This window comes from Enterococcus ratti (genome assembly GCF_001886195.1).
In the GTDB taxonomy this organism is placed as follows: Bacteria; Bacillota; Bacilli; order Lactobacillales; family Enterococcaceae; genus Enterococcus_B; species Enterococcus_B ratti.
Window position 1 is genome coordinate 1 of sequence record NZ_JXLB01000020.1, and the last position, 20,836, is coordinate 20,836.

Below are 20,836 nucleotides of genomic sequence, written 5' to 3' on the forward strand. Positions count from 1 at the left end.
AGCGAATAAACAATTTGTAATGGAAATACAAAAATACTTGGGATTTTCTTACAACGCTTATCTTTTCTATAAATGAATAGATAACACACTAATTTTTTTTACTAATCTGGTCTTAGGGAAAAATCTCCAATTCCCTCCTTGGTAAGATTATCATTGTAAAAAGGATCATGAGCAATATATTTGGGCCATTTATCTTGCATTTTTTTAATTTCACCGGCAAAACGTTTTTGCTTTTCAGGTGTATCTTCGTATCCCCTAGATTTTGACTCAAAATGATAAAGTTCGACTTGATGCGCATACACGTTAAATCTACCCAATTCATAAATTTTCAAACAAAGGTCGACATCATTAAACGCAACTTCTAATGTTTCATCAAAACCGTTTACTGCTTGAAAATCGGCTGTTTTAACCATCATACAAGCAGCTGTTACAGCTAAATAATTGACATCAATCACTAAACGGCCAAAATAACCGCAATGTGTCCGATCATAATTATTTAAGGCATGTCCAGCCACTCCACCGATGCCAACAAGCACTCCAGCATGTTGTGTCGTATCATCTGGATAGTAAAGTTTTGCTCCTACACAGCCAATACGATCAAATTGAGCGTAAGAAACCATTCTTGTCATCCAATTTGGCTCAATGACTTCAGTATCATTATTTAAGAATAATAAATATTTACCATTTGCTTTTTTTGCAGCTAAATTATTAATTCTAGAGTAATTGAAAGGAATATCAATCAACTCAACAAAGAATCTTTCCTTTAACTTCTTTTTATATTCAGCAAATAACTCTTGCATTTTAGGATCCGTACTGCCGTTATCTGCAACAATAATTTCATAATTAGAATAGTTGGTTTTTTCTATAATTGAGTCCACACATAATTTTAAATCATCATACCCATTTTTTGTAGGAATGATTATACTGACTAATTCTTCATTTAAAACTTCGTAACTCACTTCATAAAATCCCGAAATTCTACCTGGACGAACCATTCCTTTAATGTTTCTGCGTTTTAAAGCATCCGTTAAGGCCTTCACTCCAGAATCATAAATATAATTCTTGGCTTCACCGCTGCTTGCAGTAGACCCGGGGATCGTACGCCAATGGTATAGGATTTTATCAATATGATAAATATGTTCTTTTGGAATCTGCTCTGTCACACGTAAAATCAAATCATAATCTTGTGAACCTTCATATCCTTTTCGAAAACCGCCTAACTTTTTAACCAAACTTGTTCGATAAACACCTAAATGAGAAATATAATTATTTCCCATCAAAGTATCTGGCGACCAGTCTGCTTTAAAATGAGGATCAAAGCGATGACCATTTGCATCAATTTTATCTTCATCGCTATAAATGACATCTAGCTCCGGATGCTCATTCAATACTTTAGCTACTTCAAACAAAGCATAAGGTGGGAGTTCATCATCGTTATCTAACAAAGCAATAAATTCACCTTTGGCTACTTCTAACGCAGAATTTGTGGCTAAGCTAATATGCCCATTTTCTTTTCTGAAAATAACTTTGATTCGCTGATCTTTTTTTTGATAAGCTTCTAAACACTTTCTAATTTTAGGATCCGTTGAAGCATCATCACTGATGCATAATTCCCATTTTTCATACGTTTGATTTAAAACAGATTCAATACATTTTTCCAGCCATTTAATTTCGACGTTGTAAACCGGCATAATTACTGAAATAAGTGGTCGATAATTAAAAGATACTGACTCTTGACGTTGCTTTTGAAAATCAAATTTTTCATGTCGTTTCAACCACTGTTCATAATCAGTATTTGCAGATTTCATTTCTAGTTTGAATCGGCGAATTGCTTTTTTTACACCGTGCGTTCGCGTATAATTAATTCCTTTTTTCAATAATTTTTTTTTCTTTTCCCAAGTTGTTTCCACTCCGTCATCATACGGATAACGTCCATTTAATTTTATCGCAATACCGTTTTGATGGGCATTTGTTCGAAAATCTAAAATGGCTTTTCCCCTCAAATTTCCAGATAAACGAATATTGAAACCACTTTTTGCTTTCACATCGAGATTATATAAATGATTAATGTCAAGACGGACTACATTTGTGACTTCAGCAGTTACCTTTTCTTTTTTAACTCTGATGACAGGAAGCTCCTTCGTCACTTCATCAATCGCCCACCCAACGACTAGTAAATCGCCAGTCGCTCTTTCTCGAGTAATTTGATCAATAAATACGGCAATTTCTTTCTTTTGCACTATTTTTCGTTCTCCTTTATCAAATAAGTTCATTCTTACATCTCAACAAACCAAGATTCGCCACTTTTTGCCACTACTTCAATTAAGAAAGTTTTTTCTTCTTCACATCGTATGTGTAGTTCAAAACCAGCTTTTGTACCAGCTGGCAATTGTTCTGCTTGATTTACTTCGGGGCGTTCAAACTGCAAAACATCAAAAAACGATGCTTGGTTTGCAGATAACTTATAAGAGAGTGGTTGACGTTGTGCATTAGAAATTCCCCATCCTTTGATCAGTAAAAGTTTTGTTTCTGAATCCCACGTTTTACTATCAATACATAAAGAAATAGCCTTCGCTTGAATTTTTTTTGCTGTTTCTTTTATACGAAGTCGACGATTTTTTGGTTTAATGGTAAATTCCGTTTCGGTTAACAATGCGTGGTAACGTGTAGTCGTTGTCTGCAATTCATGCGTTACTTTTCCATAATCTTTACGCAGCTGTTCGTTTTCCTTTTTCAGTATATCAATAGTCGCAGTAAGCTGTTGCTGTATATGAGCCAATGGTTTAATCGTTGTTAATAACTCAGTCATTGTTTCAGTTAATTCACCAATAAAACGGTAATGACAGACAATTGTAAGCTCTTTGCCAGCCACTTCCCTTACAGTAAATTGAGGACGTTCTTGTCCATCAAATAAATAGCAGTCATTTGAAGTCTTGATAACCGCATTAGACTGTATAAACTCAATTTTATTTCCTAACACTTCTCCGCGAAATTCGATAAAACTTGGCCGATTTTCAAAGCGAAAAGTAACCGATTTTACATCATCAGCTATTGAAAAAGTCAGTACTTGATTTTCACCCGTATAATTATTAAAAGGAAATTTTTGAGATGTTTCGTTATGATCTGTTTTTTGAACCATTTCTACGATACGTACGTAATTAGAATTTTGCGGTTGGGCTACATTACTATGTGCCACAGAATATTTTTTAAGAGAAAAGAAATATTGATAAACTTCTCCAAAAGGACGCATCTTAAATGCATAACGAACCGCTTCAGGAAGGTCTTCATAAGTTGAATTTAATTCAGTATCTCCGACAGCTAAGTAAAGGTAATCTTCCTTGTTGATAAACAAACCCGCCTTTTCAAATACTTTTTTAAATCCTTCGTGTGTATAAAAAGAATTATGTGTTTCATCCAATAAACCGTAAGAAGCCCATGGGAGTTCATTGTTAAATAAATGGATCATTACAGAATTATGCACTAAATTGGGAAATGTAATTAAAATTTCTCCTTCTTCATTTAAAAATTCTCTTACTTTTTTTAACGTTTCTCCTGGATTAACCAAGTGTTCTAAAACGTCAGCAAAAAGAATGTAATCAAATGTCTGTCCTACATAATAATTTGCCCACTCAAAGCTTTCAATGTCTCCATAAAAACTATCTTGTGAGAACTCACTGACAAAATCAAATAATTCTTTATCTAGTTCCACAATACTTACTCGGCAATTTTTAGCTCCGATTAAATGCTTCGTCAATCGTCCATTGCCCGGACCAAATTCTAACACGTTACTTCCCGGTTTGATTTGAGCTGCAATTTTTCCTACACTACTTTGTTCATCTAAATCCATTTCAAAATTATACTTCATCGGCTAAATTACCTTCTTCCCATTTATGGTCTAAGATCACGATTCCTTCTCCGATATATGCGCCATTCACAAATAAATTCATATATTTTGTTTTATAAACTAAAGGTACTGTAGCATTTTCTTCAAAAATTGCTACATCAAAATAATACTCTCCTGCTAAAAGCCCAAGTTTTTCATACGCTAAATAAAAAGTATTTTTACCTTTTTTCCAAGGAATTCTGATACCATCTAACAACGTATTTAAACCACAGACATAAAAATTGTCAATGGTGCGTAAAGCAATTCCCAACACAGGATTTTTGATTGAATCATCTTTAACTTCATAAGCCACTTTGACATATAGAGTTTCTCCTTGTTCAAGTACGTCTATTGGCTTTTTTTTCTTATCTAACAATTGTGCACTTACAATATCTACGATGTCTGGTGCAGCAAAACGTTCCACTTGATTTTTATTACGATCAACTGTTTTCACTGATTTTTTCTTTAAAAAGTTTTCGTAGTTTGTAGTAACATCCATTGTGTCACCGTATTCTACCACTTCACCGTTTTTCAACCAATAAGTGCGATCACAAAAGCGGCGAATTGAACTAATGTCATGAGAGACAAACAAAATGGTTTTTCCGGAATTTTTTATTTCCGTAAATTTTTCCATGCATTTCAATTGAAACTCAAGATCACCTACAGCTAAGGCTTCATCAACGATCAAGATATCAGGGTTAACATTAATGGCCACAGCAAATGCTAAACGAACGAACATCCCACTAGAATATGTCTTCACTGGCTGATAAACATGATCGCCGATATCCGCAAATTCAATAATGTCATCTACCATTCCATCAATTTCTTCACGTGAAAATCCTAAAACCATCCCATTTAAATAAATGTTTTCATATCCTGAATACTCCGGATTAAATCCTGAACCTAATTCTAATAATGCAGATATTTTTCCTTTAATTTCCATTGTGCCTGAAGTAGGAGTTAATACTCCCGTGATGATCTTAAGCATTGTGGATTTACCAGAACCATTTTCTCCAACAAAACCGATCATCTCCCCTTCTTTTATTTCAATATCAATATTTTTTAACGCGTAAAACACATCATGATAAGATTTTTTAAATGGATTTAGTGCTTCACGAAAACGATCAGATGGTTTTGCATACATATTATAAGATTTTGTAATATTTTTTAATTTAATCGCATACTCTGTCATATTTATACTCCTTACAAGACATCTGAAAAGTGTGGTTTCAATCTGCGAAACACAACCGAACCAATTACAAAAATAACCAAAGTAATCACCCAAAAATACAATGTATACATTTTATGTTCCCAAAACCATGTTTGACTTAAAAAAGATTCACGATAGCCTTGCACAATATAATACAGTGGATTTAATTTAAGAACATTGACAATGACTGAATTAAATTGGGCAGGACTCCAAAGAATCGGCAATGTCCACATGATTAATTGCAACACGATTGTAATCAACTGCATCAAATCAGGTAAAAACGGTTGAATAGACGCCGTTAACCATGTTAATCCAGTTAAAAAAGCGCACATACAAAACAAATAATAAACAAGTTGTACTGTCATGACAGTAGGATAAATACCATAAATTCCCGCTACTAATAATCCAATTAAAATAAAGAAAATATGCGTATAAAGATTCGCTAAAATTTTAGTAGTCGGTAAAATACGTATATTAAAAACAACTTTTTTTACTAAATACGTATATTCTCTAAAAACGAGTGTCGTAGAAGTAAAAGCATCCGAAAAAAAGAACCACGGAACCATCCCAGTAATCAAGTAAACGATAAATGGATATTTCCCATCAGTTAGTGGTGCCTTCAATCCAAAACCAAAAACGAGCCAGTAAATCAAGACAGTAAATACAGGATTGATAAACGCCCATAAAATCCCTAAAAAAGAACCCGCATAGCGAGATTTAAAATCATTGATTGAAAATTGAAGCAATAACTTTCTGTTCTGGTAGATGTCTTTTATAAATAAAAATAAATCTTTCAACATTTATGTTCCTCCAAGCAAATTCTGTTAATTACAGTCCTGTGACATTTTACCATATTTTTACGAACAGACTGTGATATTCTTATTTTCTTAATTTTCTATTAAGCAAAAACAAAAAAGACAACTTCAAAAACTAAAAAAGGAAGTAACCACATTGTTCTTTTAATAGTTGATAAATTTTATTTTGCTTTTTGTTGTGATTCCTTTCATGGTCTCACTTATCTAATTTCAAATACCTATGAGAAACTGAAAAAAACTTCTTATCTCATTCTCTTTATTTTACAAAAGAACTTATTTAATTGCAATGAAGCCAAAAAAGAGGGCAATGCAAGAAATAATACTCGCTAGTTTAGTGCTTAATCAAATAATCTCTTTTGTCGAGAATTTCAAAATATAAATAGAGGAAATTACTAAAGCAAGAAAGCCAAAATGATGAATTAACCAATCAATGGCAAGAGACACTTACAGAATTAGTAGTTGTTTTTTCATAAAAGACTTGCGATAGTCCGATGAAAGTTCAATTTTTTGTGCTATTATGAATCATTTAATTGGCTTATTTGTAGTCGATGGTGTGTGTTTAACATATTGAGTGGTTAAATGGACAGACAATTTGAAGTATTTTTACAAGCGCTTTTGCGATATGATGAGCAATTAAACATAAACAGATGCATCGGTTGCACCGATAAAGATGGAATTAGCGTTCATTTTGATTAAGAATATATCGTTTGCAAAGATTTGTTCCATCATTAAAAAAACTTTTTCAACAAAAATAAGTATGCTACACTTGTTTTGTTTCTAAATAAACAACTAACTCTATGAAAAAATTTTATTTATAATTTATTTTTGGAGTCACACTTTTCACGTACGGATATTGCGTGCAATATCACTTTGAATTTTAAATACTTACTTTAACAATATATACTTTAGTAAATAGTAAACGAGCGTGAAGTAAAGAATACTTTTACTTNACAGAAGCGAGCAACTCCTTTGGCTTATTTCTCGGAGTTGATCGCTTCTGCTTGTCTCTTCTATTTTTAGCATTGCCTATCAATGAGAATGACGAGCGACCCTTGAAAGAGGAGTTGCTGCTTTTTTATTTGCTCCTACTTGTTTTTTTATAGGAGTATCAAAAAAATCATACCGATGGGATGCCATACCTAATAATAAATAAACAATTGGTACCCATGGAAAAGATGTAAGCGTTTCTTCCATAAAAGATTGGATCATGACAGCAAAAAATGCCCAAAGAAATGTTACTTGGCTATTTGATACCTCTGCTTTTAAAGTCAATTTTCCAACATAAAGCAACACTAATAGTACAACAATTACAATTCCTAACAGACCGTAAAGATTTAAAAATACATTATAACTATTGTGATTTCCTAGTGATTGATTTCCTCGATGAAAAATAAAAGGTTTCATCCCAAGCCAAACTTGTTCACTTTTTTTTGAAATAGTTTCATAAAATTTTAACCAGATTGCTTCTCGGCCAGTAAAAAGATTGAGATTTTTTGAATGAGCAGCTAAGTAAGAAATAGGTAACGCAAAAATGGTTACTAACAGATACGCAAAAAAAGGAGCACGAATATCTTTAAAGAAACGTTTAGGTAAACTGTCTAATAGCACAAAAATAAGCATAGCTACTAAAGCGCCTTTTGATTGACAAACCCAAATTCCCACTGTAGCAGCAATAACGGCCGGCACGCCAAGTATATGACCATACCAGCGTTCAAAAGTACTAGCAAATCCGCGAATCAACAAAGCAAGCGTCATCAAAGAGCTGCCGATTGTATTTGTATTGATCCAAATATCCGAAATTTTCTGACTGGGAAACCAAATGCTTTCTCCTTTTGGTATATTTATTTCAGTAAAAATCCGATACAACGTGATACCAAGAAAAACATAAAAAACAAAGATAAAAACTACTCGATCCACTTTATCAAACTGAATCCATTTGATCGTTAAACATAACCCAATAATTAGGGGGATTAACAAATCTACATAAATCGAGCTAGCTCTAGCTTCTCTAAAATGCGCAAACACTATATAATTGATTATTGCAGCTGCAAGATAAAAAAAATCAGAACCTCTTATTTTGGAAACATTTAAAGCAAATAAAATAATAATCCCAAAAGTCACAAATTGCGCAGTATTTTCATAAATGAAATTAGCTGGCGGCACACTGAGTCCGGCAGTCCAAACAAAGAAAATGGCTGAAAGAAAAAGTATAAGTAGCCCTACACTCATTTTGTTGATGAACTTTTCAATAATCGTTTGAATGATTTCCAACCTCCCTTCCATCTTATTATACTGTTATTTAAAAACAAACATCAATGCTATATCAATAATAATTAATGATAATCACATTTTTTTGAAGCTAAAATAGAGATTTCAACTAATACAGCCAGCGTCGAAAACTTTTTTGAGGATATGAGCTACAAAAATAGGTGATTGAGCAATTTCCATAAGATGAGATTCTTTTCTACACTCTGACCTTACTTGCTCAATCCCTCTTTTAACCTTCAATATATGTTCAACCTGCTGTCAAATTCATTTCATTCATATTTTCTGGGTAAGAGACTTCAAAAATCATATATCCATCTTTGTCAGGACCATAAAGTTGAGAAAATTGCGCTTGATACAACTGATTATAATCTGTCAAAGGACGTTTACTTACGACATATTTAATGCCCAATTTTTTAGCATCTTTAAAATTAAGAGTCACTGAAAACATATCTGAACGATCTAATATAAATGACGTTTCCTCTTTCGCAATGAACGCCCTTGTATGCGCATACCGATTGTAATATTTTTCATATTTTTTCTTAGGATCAATTTTTTCCCATGCAGGCATATCTGGATAAAAACGAACAGCATTAAAAGCTCTTACTCCTAAAGTAGGTGTAAAATTGTAAATTTCATCTTCTGTTAACCAAATTTGCTGTGGATCTTTTTGATCGATCTTTTTAATTTCCTTTGCCAACGTTTTTTCAAAAATGGCACCAGTTCCTTCTACAATTGGATTAACAAAGCATCCTGAAACTACAATGAGTGTTGCAAACGCAAAATAAAATAAGCGGCAACGTCGAAATAAAATAAAGGCCAGCATGACTGTTCCAGCTAGTACAATCAACAAAATTTCCAATTCGGAAAAATAGTTTGTCAATTTTGAAGTCATTAGCACATAAGCATAAAGACTCGCATTTGCACCTAACAATACAAATTTATACCATGTTGGAAACACATCTTCTTGCCAAATATAGGAAATAAACCAAATAGTTAATAGACAAGCTGCAAAACTAAAAGTTAGTATGGCTCGAAAAGGTGGAACATAGGACAATAAAGTAAGTTCAGCAAACCATTCAGGCAAACCCGTGGTAATCCAAACAATCGAAAACAAACAAAAAACCATTAAAATTCGACCAAATAACTTTTGTTCACTGTTTTTTTTGCCAAATAAAACGAAAGGACTTGCTAAAAAGACCGTTGGAAAAAAATGATAGAATAAAGCAACTTCCGAATTATTAGAAAAATTAATATCTTTAAAAGAAATTTTCCAATTTGTCAAGAAATAAAAGAATTCTTCAAGTTTCCATTTTCCACCGGTACTCACTCGCTTTCCCGGATACAATGTATTTAAAGAAGCTAGCAGTGCATCTTTAGAAGTTAGCCAAAAATGGAGCATAACACCACCGATAAGCAAAACTGCCCCGAGGATTAGATAGGCATCCACTCGATCCCAAGTAATTCTTTTGCCATAATAAATGAATAATCCAACAAAATAAAACACAAGAAGATAAGCAAGCATGACTTGATGAGCTGGATAAATAACCAATATAAATCCTAAACCAAAAAGGACAATCAAGCACATCATCATCGCTCGGATTCCTTTTTTCTCATGCTGATAAAAGTAATGATAAAAAGCAACCATCAACCCGAGTGTAAAGAAAATCAAATCTCCCACGTGCTGCATAAACCACCATTGGACTGCTGGTGAAAAAGCCAAGCCAAAAGCCCCTATCAACGATAATTCTTTTTTTCTTTTGGTCAAAATCATCAATAATTCAAACCCAAGTAAAACCATGACGACTAATTTCATTCCCCAATAAAAAGAAAGCCCACGATCTCTTCCTAAGAAAAAGAATCCCCAATTAAATGGTTTACCGATCACTGTAATATCTTTGACTGGTGAGTTATAAGCAATAATCATGTTTTGACCGTTTAAAGAATAATCTTTATTTACTAAAGGGTAATCATTTTCAGCTTGCGAAAGGTAAAATGGCGTTTGCACGAGCCACTCATCTGAGCGAACTTCTCTGCTTTGACCGAAAATAACGTCAGTTTTTTTACCATCTTCTCGTTGTGAAACATATTTATCCCAAACACCTAGAGAACTACCATTCAAATTAAATGTGACGATAACTATGACTACTAAAAGTCCAATGAGATAGCGAAGCTTTAAAAAAATATCAAGAACAGAGAAACTCGAATGTGCATTTTTTGTTGATGTTCGCTGAGCACGTCTTGTTTGTTTTTCCATACCATTCTCCTATTTATTTTTTATTCTTTTCTTATTTAAGGAAAAAACTGGTTGGCTTATTTTAAATGTTTTGCTTCTGTCAACATTTTTTCTAATGCTTCTTGCCATGTTGGAACAACAAAACCTAAATCTTTTGCTTTTTTTAAGCTCATCACAGAATACTGCGGGCGAACTGCTTTTTGAGGGTATTCTTCAGAAGTTACTGGGACGACTTCCACTTTTGTATCTTTTAAAATTTCTTTTGCAAATTCATACCATGAGCAATGATTTTCATTAGATAATTGATAAATGCCATAAGGTGCATGATTTTCAATCATATAAACGATAAATTCGGCAAGCGTTCGTGTCCATGTTGGACGTCCAAATTGATCATTGACAACAGTTAAACGTTTATGAGTTTGAGCTAAACGCTGCATCGTAAAGACAAAATTATGACCATAAAGACCGAACACCCACGACGTGCGAACAATATAGTAGTCTTCTAAAATTTCTTGAACGAGTTGTTCACCCAATAATTTTGTCCGTCCATATTCATTTAGCGGATTAGTGGGGTCATCTTCTTGATACTCCTTCTCTTTGCTTTTTCCATCAAATACATAGTCGGTACTAACATACACTAATTTTGCATTAACTGCTTTTGCTGCCAAAGCTACGTTTTTTGTGCCATCTACATTAATTTTTTCATCTAATTCTTTTGCTTCTTCTTCTGCTTTGTCAACAGCCGTATACGCTGCACAGTGAAAAATAAGGTCTGGCTTTAACTGCGTAATATATTCCATCGTTTTATCTGCATCAGTAATATCTAACTCGGCAGCATCTGTTGACACGTAAAGCATGCCTTTTTCATCCAATAGATGTCGAAGCTCTGTGCCAAGCTGCCCATTTCCTCCCGTTAATAAAAACATTCTAATCTCTCCTCGTCATTGATTTAAAAAAGGGGCTGCAACATTTGTTGCAGATCCCTTACGCTTACTAATCAATAATAAAACTCGTGCTTATCGTCTGTTTCCTATTGCTACAAGCCTTTTCACATATGATCAAATTGTTTGAAAGAATCGAGTGTTTCCTTCAAACGAAACAAAAAGATCCTCTTTTAATAATTATTGACCGTTTTTTGCATATGCTGCTTCTACAGCTTCTTTTTCTTTTTTCCACCACTCTTGATGCTCTTCATACCATTTGATTGTATCAGCCAGTCCATCTCGGAAATTAGTAAATTTAGGTTTCCAACCAAGCTCTTGACGCAATTTAGTTGAGTCAATCGCATAGCGTAAATCATGACCGGCCCGATCGTTTACATGATCATAAGCATCTTTTGGTTGTCCCATCAATTCTAAAATTAACTCCATCACTGTTTTATTGTCTTCTTCTCCATCTGCACCAATCAAATAAGTTTCGCCAATTCTTCCCTTAGTTAAGATTAACCAAACAGCCGAAGAATGATCATTCGTATGAATCCAGTCGCGAACATTCTTTCCTTCCCCATATAATTTTGGTCGTATGCCGCTTAAAATATTCGTCACTTGCCGCGGAATAAATTTTTCAATATGTTGATAAGGACCATAGTTATTTGAACAATTAGAGATTGTTGCTCGTAATCCAAATGAACGTACCCAAGCTTTTACAAGCAAGTCTGATCCAGCTTTGCTTGAAGAATAAGGACTAGAAGGGTTATACGGTGTTTCAGCTGTAAATTTTTCTCCTTCGCCTTCACCATGTCCCGGTAAATCTTCACGCAGCGGTAGATCACCATAAACTTCATCTGTTGATACATGATGATAGCGAACGTCGTATTTGCGACATGCTTCCAACAAAGTATATGTTCCAATAATATTTGTTTGAATAAATGGAAAAGGATCTTTCAAAGAATTATCATTATGAGATTCAGCCGCATAATGAACAACCGCGTCCGCTTGCTTAACTAAACGATCAACAAGCACTGCATCCGCCACATCACCCACAACTAATTCCACACGATCACTCGGCAATCCAGCTAAGTTTTCTTTATTTCCAGCATATGTTAATTTATCTAAAACAGTCACATGAATCTCTGGATGATGATTCACAATATAATGAACAAAATTTGAGCCGATAAATCCGGCACCACCAGTAACAATGATATTTTTCATACAATGTTTCTCCTTATCAAACATTAAATTTCACCATAAATGAATGGATTTTCTACTTCAAATTCTTTCAAAGTTGGATGGTTATGATCTTTTTCAGAAAGAATAGCTTGGGAAAGATCAATAGGCCAATCAATCGCCAAATCTGGATCATCAAATGCGATCCCTCCATCCGCTTGTGCGTTATAATAATTATCACATTTATATAGGAAGTTAACATTTGACGTTAGCGTGACAAACCCATGGGCGTAACCTCTAGGAACCAAAAGTTGACGATGATTGGATTCAGACAAAATAAAACTTTCCCATTTTCCATAAGTAGGACTCCCTTTTCGAATATCAACGATCACATCTAGTACTACACCGGAAGTCACACGTATCAATTTGGTTTGTGCTGCTTCGCCTTTTTGAAAATGCAACCCTCGAATCACGCCAGCTTCTGCCGATAATGAATGATTATCTTGAACAAAATCAAAGTTTAATCCGTGTTCGGCAAATTTCTCTTTAGAATACGTCTCAGTAAAAAAACCGCGGTGATCACCGAAAACATCCATTTCAATAATTTTAACATCTGTTAATTTTGTGTCGATTACTTTCATGATTTAAGACTCCCTTGTTCAGCCGCCAATCTTAAAAGATATTGACCGTATTGATTTTTTTTCAACGGTTGAGCTAATGTTAGTAATTTTTCTTTATCAATATATCCCATTCGATAAGCAATTTCTTCTAAACACGCTACTTTAAGATTTTGTCGTTTTTCAATCGTTTCAATAAATGTTGATGCTTCAAGTAAAGATTCGTGTGTACCAGTATCTAACCACGCAAAACCTCTACCCATTAACTCCACAGAAAGCTTACCTTTTTCTAAATAAGCTTTGTTTACATCAGTAATCTCTAATTCTCCTCGTTCAGATGGCTTTATATTTTTTGCAATAGATATCACCTCATTATCGTAAAAATATAAACCCGTCACAGCATAATTTGATTTAGGATGAGCTGGTTTTTCTTCTATCGATAATGCTTGCATACGATCATCAAATTCTACTACACCAAAACGTTCTGGGTCGTTAACATGATAACCAAAAACAGTTGCTCCATTTTCTTTTGAAGCAGCTCGTTGAAGCATTTTAGATAAGCCACCGCCATAATAAATATTGTCACCTAATACAAGACAAACGCTGTCACTTCCAATAAATTTTTCGCCAATAATAAAAGCCTGTGCTAATCCATCTGGACTTTCTTGCACTGCATAGTCAATTTGTAATCCTAATTCCGTTCCGTTACCAAACAGTTCTTTAAATCGGGGGGTATCTTGAGGAGTTGAAATAATCAAAATTTCTTTAATTCCAGCCAACATCAATGTAGACATTGGATAATAGATCATTGGTTTATCGTAAATCGGCATCAACTGTTTTGACGTCGCCTTTGTTAATGGATACAAGCGTGTACCGCTTCCTCCAGCAAGAATGATTCCTTTCATGAATAAAAGTTCTCCTTTTTTATATTTCAAATTTTACTTTGCTATTATCTCATCAAACGTATTATTTGTCATGAAATTATTGATGATTTAATTATTTATCTTTTACCAAAATTTCCCATTTTCTTTTAATAAGAGCTTTGAGGAGATGAACTCGCCAACTTATTTTTTGTTTTAAATTAGAATGTGTGTCAATTTCACTTGCATTAAGTTCATGCCGACGATAAAGTGTTAATGGTTCACGAATAAACCCTACATGGTTGCCTCCAAGCATGCCGATCCACATATCGTGCATTGGTACTTTGTCAGGAATCGGTATAATTGTTTTCTTCAATGAAGAACGAAAAGCCATCCCCGCCCCAATATAATGACTTCGGATCAAGTTATTTAACCATCCTTCACGAGAACGGCGATACTTAAAATAAGAAGGATGAATTTCATTGAGGTGACTATCTACAACGACTAAATCACTCACTACTACTAATTGATTAGGGTTTTCTTCAAAATAAGTTGTTACCCTAGCGACTTTATTGGGCAACCAGATATCATCTTGGTCTGCTAAAAAAACAATGTCACCACTTGATTGTTTGATCGCATGGCTAAAATTTGCGATCAGTCCTTTTCTTGGTCCTTCAGTTAATTTTATTCGGTTATCTTGTTGAGCATATTCTTTTATTATTTTACGGGTTCCATCTTTTGATCCATCATCTGAAATAACTAACTCGTCATCCATTGAAAGTTGATTTAAAATACTATCTAACTGTTCACTTAAATATCTTTCCCCGTTAAAGGTCGCCATACAAACTGATCGCACAAATTCACATCCTTTACATTTCAACAAATGAGCGCAACGTCAAACGCCATATTTTCCGATTTTTAACAGTTAAAAATTGTTTTATCGTACGAAGCAGCAATTGTTTTCGATGCGTTTGCAGCAATTGCTTATCGTATTTTTGATAAAAGTGATTTTCAGCTTGCAGAATTGACCGATATCTTGCCACTGAAATTTTCTTATAATCCAAAACTGAAAGGTCATGCTCTATGCGCTCTGATAAAACAAACACCACCTTTTTGCATTGAAAAATGGACCAAAAAATCCAATGATCCAAAAAATCTAGTGGAAATTCTAAATTAAATCCGCCAAGCTGTTTTAAAAAATCTACAGAAAAAACGACCCCCGAGTTAATAGCCATCAACCGATTTGTAAACAATTGTGAACGATTAATTATTTCAACTTGACGATTAATGTAGTGATCTGCAAAAACAGGAGAAATTTGTTTTTCTTGATCATAGACCATAGGGACTGCTGCCGCTAACTCCTTCGACCATTTTAGACGTAAAATTGTATCAAAATAAGTCGCTGTTAACTGACTATCATGATCAAGCGTAACAAAATAGCGAATACTCTGGAATGCACAAGCCAGTGCGTAATTATATGCAACAGCTAGACCAGGATTCGCCGAATTATGATAATAACTGACATGCTCGTCCATAAATAATGGCTCTTCTTGTGAAATCAAACTATTATCGTACACCACCAGTTGTATTACTCCTTCAGAAACTGCTTTAGCAAGAATGTCAAAAGAAGGAGATTGACTAAACCGTTGTTGATATAAAACAACAACTACTAATATTTTCGGAGCTATCAAAAGAAAGTCCACCCCCACTTGTTGAAAAATTTTATCATGGACTGCAAAAATATCCGAAAAAGTCTAAAATTACGATGAGCACCTTTGCCATATAAATGAATAATCGAGTATAACGGCGTATAAAGCAGTTTCTCGCCCGCTTTTTCAAAAGTTAAACAAAGATCATTATCTTCAAAATACATAAAATAGCGCAGATCAAACCCATTGATTTTTTTAAATTTATTAACATTCACTACCATAAAGCTGCCAGAAATCATCCGAACATAACTATTCGTTGTATTTGACAAATCATGGCACTCAAATTTTGCTAAACGTTTTGCAAATAAATGCTTAACCCAACGAAAAGGGATGAAACGCAAAATGTAATCGAAAACAGTTAATTTTTTGCGAATCAAATGTTGCGCCGTTCCATCTTCATTTAATATTTTAGGTGCCAACATTGCACATTCCGGATGTTTTTTTAAAAGATAAACCAGTTCCACGATCGTTTGTTCATCCACTAAAACATCTGGATTGAAAATAACGGCATATGGATATTTGCTTGTTAATAAGTTATAGTTGTGACCATAACCAAATCCTTTATTTTCCTGATTAAAATAAATTTTAATAAAAGAATAAACTCGATAAGCTTTTAACCGCTCTTGATAATTAATCGTTGAATGATTATCGAAAATTAGAATTTCAATAGCCGGCTGATCTTTTATGCTGGCAATAAGTGTATCTAGCGTTTGAAAAATTTTTTGACTATTGGCCGTCACAATACTAATTAAAATCGGCAGTTCGTGCTTTTTTTTCATGAATGTCTAGTCCATTTCTTCTTATATTTCTGTATCACTTGTGTTCGGTAGTCTTTATTTCCTAAAAATCGCAAAGTTTTAAGGATGTACTGATGTTTTTCATTGATTAAACCGATCAATTCAAATAATAAAATCGCAGCAAACAGCATAGAAATAATTAAAACGATTGAACCAATATAACCAGTATAATTCATAATCATTGCTGTGAAAGAGAACATCAATGCCATCGCGTAAATTGTTAAAACGGCTCCTTTATGTGTAAAGCCTAAACTCAGTAAGCGATGATGCAAATGCTTTTTATCTGCCGTAGAAAAAGAAACACGGTTGGCTTTTCGACGAATGATCGCAAAAAAAGTATCAGAGACTGGTACGCCCATCACAATCAATAAAGAAATGGAAGAAACAAACGTGACGTTTTTTAGCCCTTGCAGCGAAAGAACAGCCATCATAAATCCTAAAAATAAAGCCCCAGTGTCTCCTAAATAAATTTTAGCAGGATAAAAATTATATGGAAAAAAGCCGATAATACTTGCTACTAAGCAGAAAATAACGATCGGTATGTAAACAGTAGAAGCATGTAAAAAAAAGTAGCCAATGATACCAATCGTAATTAAACCAATTAATGAAATTCCTGTTGCTAATCCATCTAATCCATCAATTAAATTGACAGCATTGGTGATGCCAAAAATCCAAAAAATAGTCACAGGAAAACTAAACCAGCCTAATTCAATATGCCCAAAAAATGGTAACGTTACTGAATCAATATGAATATCTGCTATAAAATAAATAACTAATGCAGCTATTAAGATTCCTATCGTTTTTTGTTTAGGTGTCAACTCAAATTTATCGTCCAATATTCCCGTTACAATAATCACTGATGCCGCCAATAATATCGGCAAAATATAAAATTTAGGGATGATATCTTGAAAAAACAGTAAAGTTGAGACAACAAATGAGACAAAGATAGGCAATCCACCAGCAGAAGGCATCGGTATCTTATTGATGCGCCGTTCATTTGGCTTATCCACCATCCCAGTCTGCACAGAAATGATTTTGCCTATCGGGGTTAATACTAAAGATAATAATATCGTTGAAAAAAATCTGACAACCATACTAAATGAAACAAGCATATTGGCACCTACTTTTAATCTAAGAGTTTAAAAATATTATAAAACACTCATTTTATTTTACAACAAGAACTCTTATTTCTGCTTTTTTTTATGAGAAATTTTATTTTTTAAGCAAATTAACCATTTATTCGCAGGATCTCGCCTTTCTTTTATTTCCCTACCTGTTAAATATTCTTGCACAACGGCATTAATGATTCCACCAAAAATAATAATGGTTGCTGAAAAATTGAGCCAAAGCATTAAGACAATAAAACTGCCGATGATTTGATAGCCGCTGACTCTTGTAGCAAAATATTTTGCATAAATTCCAAATACCTGAGAGAGCAGCAACCAGCCTACAGTCGCAAAAATTGTTCCCGGAAGCACCGATTTTAATTTTAATTGAGCGTTAGGTACGATCAGATAAATCACAAGCATGATGATAAATAGAAGCACTAACGTAATGGGCCATTTTAACATTTGAAATTGAACAATTACTTGTCCAGAAAATTCAAAGATTGGCTGTACGGCTTCTAAAATCAACTCTCCTACTCCTAAAACAATTGTTACTCCACTAATTGCAATTATAAAAAGTAGAATCACGACAAACGAAAAAAAGCGGGCAATAAAAAAATTTTTTCTATTCTTTACCCCATAAGCTTTATTCATCGCAATTTGCAATGCATTGATACTCTGACTTGCAGACCACAAAGCTGCTAAAGCAGACACTGATAGCAAACTACCAGAACTTTGTGTCAATAGATTTTTAATCGCAGGGCCAATAAACTGATAAATGGTCGCAGGTATCATCTGACGAACGTAAGTCAATACAGTTTCTTGATTGATACGAAGAAATGGCAAAATGTTACCCAGCGCAATAATTAAGGGAAATAAAGACAACAGCAAATAATACGCCACAACTACTGAAGTTGTACTCATTTCTGAATCGTTTATACGTTTTCTTGTCGTTCCAATAAAACGCATCAAATTTTCATTTTGCTTTATTTTCCCCATCAAATTCATAAAATTCTCCTATATTTTTTCCTGTCGATTCAATGTCTTAATAGGTTCCTTCTTCGCCTTGAGAAGTTAAAATTCTTGGTCCATTTTTGGTAATGGCTAGTGTATGTTCATATTGACAAGATAAGCCCCCATCTCTAGTGTAAGCCGTCCAACCATTCGAATCCATTTTCATTTGCCAAGTTCCAGTATTAACCATAGGCTCAATCGTAATGACCATTCCTTCTTTTAAACGCAAACCCTTCCCTGCTTCTCCATAATGAGGGACTGCCGGTTCTTCATGAATCGTAGGACCGACTCCATGTCCGATAAAATCTCGGACAACCGCTAAATTTTCTCCTTCAACGTAGCTTTGAATAGCATGGCCAATATCACCAATACGGTTTCCGACTTGTGCTTGCTCGATCCCTAAATACAATGCTTTTTTTGTGACTGCCATCAAGCGATCAATTTCAGGAGTTGATTCTCCAGCGACATACGCCCAACAGGAATCAGAAATGCCGCCTTTTAAGTCAATGCACATATCTACTTTAACTAAGTCGCCATTTTCCAGTGGTTTTTTTCGCGGAAATCCATGACAAATCTCATCATTAATGCTAATGCAAGTTGCATATTTGTATCCTTCAAAGCCGATTTGTGCAGCAATTCCACCGTGACTTTCAATATAGTTGCGTACAAATAATTCAATTTCCCAACTTGTCACTCCCGGTTTAATAAAATCTCGCAGATTTTTATGTACATCCGCCAACAATGCACCAGATTCAGCCATTGTTTCAATTTCTCGTGCCGATTTTAATGTAATCATGTTCTCGTCTCCTTTTTACAAATCTCTTCTATTTTACCATAGCGATAAACATTTCGCCAAATCAGAATCTTATGTTTAGTCATAGCTTGTTTTCTTTTAATAAAGGTTTTGGTATAATTTGTAATTGTTAAAAGAAAATTATTAAGTTAGTAGGAGGCACAACCCATGGCTTTAGCAAAAATCGTTTACGCAAGTATGACTGGTAATACGGAAGAAATTGCAGATATTGTAGCAGAAGCTTTTGAAAATTTAGATATAGACGTTGAAATCAATGAATGCACTCAAGTAGATGCAAATGAATTTGAAGAGGCAGATATTTGCGTCATCGCAACTTATACATACGATGATGGCGATTTGCCAGCTGAAATCGTCGACTTATACGAAGAATTACAAGAACTGAATCTATCTGAAAAAATCTATGGTGTTTGTGGGTCCGGTGATACTTTTTACGATGAATTTTGTAAATCCGTTGACGATTTCGATGCCGCTTTTGCAAAAACCGGTGCGATCAAAGGAGCAGAAAGTGTCAAAGTCGATTTAAACGCAGAAGAGGAAGATATTGAAAAACTTGAGATTTTTGCAAAAGAACTAGTCTCAAAATTAGAAAAGTAACTTTGAATAAAACAGTAGAGTTTACTTTCAATTCCAATATTAAGAATAAAATTAGAAAAGTACGTTGTACTATGGATTCAGTCAACAGCAAATACTATTTTTTGATTGCATGTAAAAATTCTGCTTTTTAAACAACGTATAACTAAATCCAGCTTTGAAAAAGCCGGCTAATTGAAAAAAATAAAACGAACAGATAATGCTGGAGAAAAAAAGCATTATCTGTTCGTTTTGTTCTATAAGAACCATTTTTAATTTCAATAAAAATAGATAAGTAGTAAAAAAATTATCAGAGATGACGTTGTATGGTAGTGACTGATTAATTTACTTCAATTGGTTCTTTTTGTTTTAATGTAGCATGAATAGTATCTTGAATCATCTTTTCAATTTGTTCAGTAGATAGCTCGGCATACTCTGGATCTTTTTTGACTCGACTAACAAAATAATTATAAGAGAAGTTTTGCATTTCTCTTCCCCCGCCATTTTCTTCTAAGTACAAAGAGTTATATAAATTCTTTTCTCGAATAGCAAAATTAATATAATTAAAAGCTAAATCGATAATTGTATTTCCTGTATGTACAACTGGGAAAACTTCATATTTTAAGTAATCGTAAATCTGAGTAAGTAATTCTTGCTTCAATTCTTCCATGTTTTTGAACTCCAGATAAATCGGTTGAGTAGAACAATTCATTTTATTTGCAATGTTCCTTGCGGTAAACTTCGAAAAGCCTTCTGACGTCGCTACTTCAAAAGCGGCGGCCAATATTTGATCTTTTGTGATCGTTTTTTTTCTTGCCATAATTTTTTAATCTCC

General features: G+C 34.0%; 18 protein-coding genes. 1 reads left to right on the forward strand and 17 read right to left on the reverse strand.

The genetic code is table 11. The features are described from left to right. Positions 1–101 precede the first annotated feature (101 nt). From RV14_RS09325 to map, 16 genes are all read right to left on the reverse strand, one after another. Positions 102–2,240, reverse strand: coding sequence for a glycosyltransferase family 2 protein (locus RV14_RS09325; RefSeq protein WP_071856028.1), 2,139 nt, complete (start codon positions 2,238–2,240; stop codon positions 102–104). A gap of 35 nt (positions 2,241–2,275) precedes the next feature. Then, the gene (locus RV14_RS09330; RefSeq protein WP_071855997.1) at positions 2,276–3,865 is read right to left on the reverse strand and encodes a class I SAM-dependent methyltransferase; all 1,590 of its coding nucleotides are present in this window, start codon (positions 3,863–3,865) and stop codon (positions 2,276–2,278) included. Further along, entirely contained in the window at positions 3,855–5,075 is a 1,221-nt protein-coding gene (locus RV14_RS09335) for an ABC transporter ATP-binding protein (protein ID WP_071855998.1), read from the reverse strand. Before RV14_RS09335 ends, RV14_RS09330 begins: the two co-directional genes overlap by 11 nt. Positions 5,076–5,086: 11 nt before the next feature. Continuing rightward, positions 5,087–5,893, reverse strand: a complete 807-nt coding sequence (locus RV14_RS09340; protein ID WP_071855999.1) for an ABC transporter permease — start codon at positions 5,891–5,893, stop codon at positions 5,087–5,089. 1,044 nt (positions 5,894–6,937) lie between these two features. Beyond that, entirely contained in the window at positions 6,938–8,179 is a 1,242-nt protein-coding gene (locus RV14_RS09345) for an EpaQ family protein (protein WP_071856000.1), read from the reverse strand. Between the two features lie 244 nt (positions 8,180–8,423). Continuing rightward, positions 8,424–10,430 (reverse strand): DUF7657 domain-containing protein, encoded by a 2,007-nt coding sequence (locus RV14_RS09350; protein WP_071856001.1) that lies wholly within the window; start codon positions 10,428–10,430, stop codon positions 8,424–8,426. A 56-nt stretch (positions 10,431–10,486) separates the two neighbouring features. After that, positions 10,487–11,335 (reverse strand): dTDP-4-dehydrorhamnose reductase, encoded by an 849-nt coding sequence (gene rfbD / locus RV14_RS09355; RefSeq protein WP_071856002.1) that lies wholly within the window; start codon positions 11,333–11,335, stop codon positions 10,487–10,489. A gap of 195 nt (positions 11,336–11,530) precedes the next feature. Next, a complete protein-coding gene (gene rfbB, locus RV14_RS09360; protein ID WP_071856003.1) occupies positions 11,531–12,559 on the reverse strand; it encodes a dTDP-glucose 4,6-dehydratase in 1,029 nt (342 codons plus the stop codon). 23 nt (positions 12,560–12,582) lie between these two features. Next, positions 12,583–13,155 carry a dTDP-4-dehydrorhamnose 3,5-epimerase gene (rfbC, locus tag RV14_RS09365; protein ID WP_071856004.1) on the reverse strand — a complete coding sequence of 191 codons (573 nt, stop codon included), beginning with the start codon at positions 13,153–13,155 and terminating at the stop codon, positions 12,583–12,585. Beyond that, a complete protein-coding gene (gene rfbA, locus RV14_RS09370; RefSeq protein ID WP_071856005.1) occupies positions 13,152–14,036 on the reverse strand; it encodes a glucose-1-phosphate thymidylyltransferase RfbA in 885 nt (294 codons plus the stop codon). Before rfbA ends, rfbC begins: the two co-directional genes overlap by 4 nt. Before the next feature lie 91 nt (positions 14,037–14,127). Further along, entirely contained in the window at positions 14,128–14,847 is a 720-nt protein-coding gene (locus RV14_RS09375; RefSeq protein WP_071856006.1) for a glycosyltransferase family 2 protein, read from the reverse strand. A 13-nt stretch (positions 14,848–14,860) separates the two neighbouring features. Next, positions 14,861–15,679 carry a glycosyltransferase family protein gene (locus RV14_RS09380; protein WP_071856029.1) on the reverse strand — a complete coding sequence of 273 codons (819 nt, stop codon included), beginning with the start codon at positions 15,677–15,679 and terminating at the stop codon, positions 14,861–14,863. Further along, positions 15,679–16,479: a glycosyltransferase gene (locus RV14_RS09385; protein ID WP_071856007.1), complete on the reverse strand. Its 801-nt coding sequence runs from the start codon at positions 16,477–16,479 to the stop codon at positions 15,679–15,681. The genes RV14_RS09380 and RV14_RS09385 overlap by 1 nt, the downstream gene beginning before the upstream one ends. Then, the gene (locus tag RV14_RS09390) at positions 16,476–17,609 is read right to left on the reverse strand and encodes a glycosyltransferase family 4 protein (protein ID WP_071856008.1); all 1,134 of its coding nucleotides are present in this window, start codon (positions 17,607–17,609) and stop codon (positions 16,476–16,478) included. Before RV14_RS09390 ends, RV14_RS09385 begins: the two co-directional genes overlap by 4 nt. 72 nt (positions 17,610–17,681) lie before the next feature. Further along, positions 17,682–18,611, reverse strand: coding sequence for a YihY/virulence factor BrkB family protein (locus RV14_RS09395; RefSeq protein ID WP_071856009.1), 930 nt, complete (start codon positions 18,609–18,611; stop codon positions 17,682–17,684). Positions 18,612–18,648: 37 nt separating this feature from the next. Beyond that, complete coding sequence (gene map, locus RV14_RS09400; protein ID WP_071856010.1) at positions 18,649–19,413, reverse strand: type I methionyl aminopeptidase; 765 nt, start codon at positions 19,411–19,413, stop codon at positions 18,649–18,651. A 165-nt stretch (positions 19,414–19,578) separates the two neighbouring features. Between map and RV14_RS09405 the strand changes: the two genes are divergently transcribed. Further along, entirely contained in the window at positions 19,579–20,025 is a 447-nt protein-coding gene (locus RV14_RS09405) for a flavodoxin (protein ID WP_071856011.1), read from the forward strand. 316 nt (positions 20,026–20,341) lie between these two features. Here RV14_RS09405 and RV14_RS09410 read toward each other — a convergent pair whose 3' ends face one another. Continuing rightward, entirely contained in the window at positions 20,342–20,821 is a 480-nt protein-coding gene (locus RV14_RS09410) for a TetR/AcrR family transcriptional regulator (RefSeq protein ID WP_071856012.1), read from the reverse strand. Between the last annotated feature and the right edge of the window lie 15 nt (positions 20,822–20,836).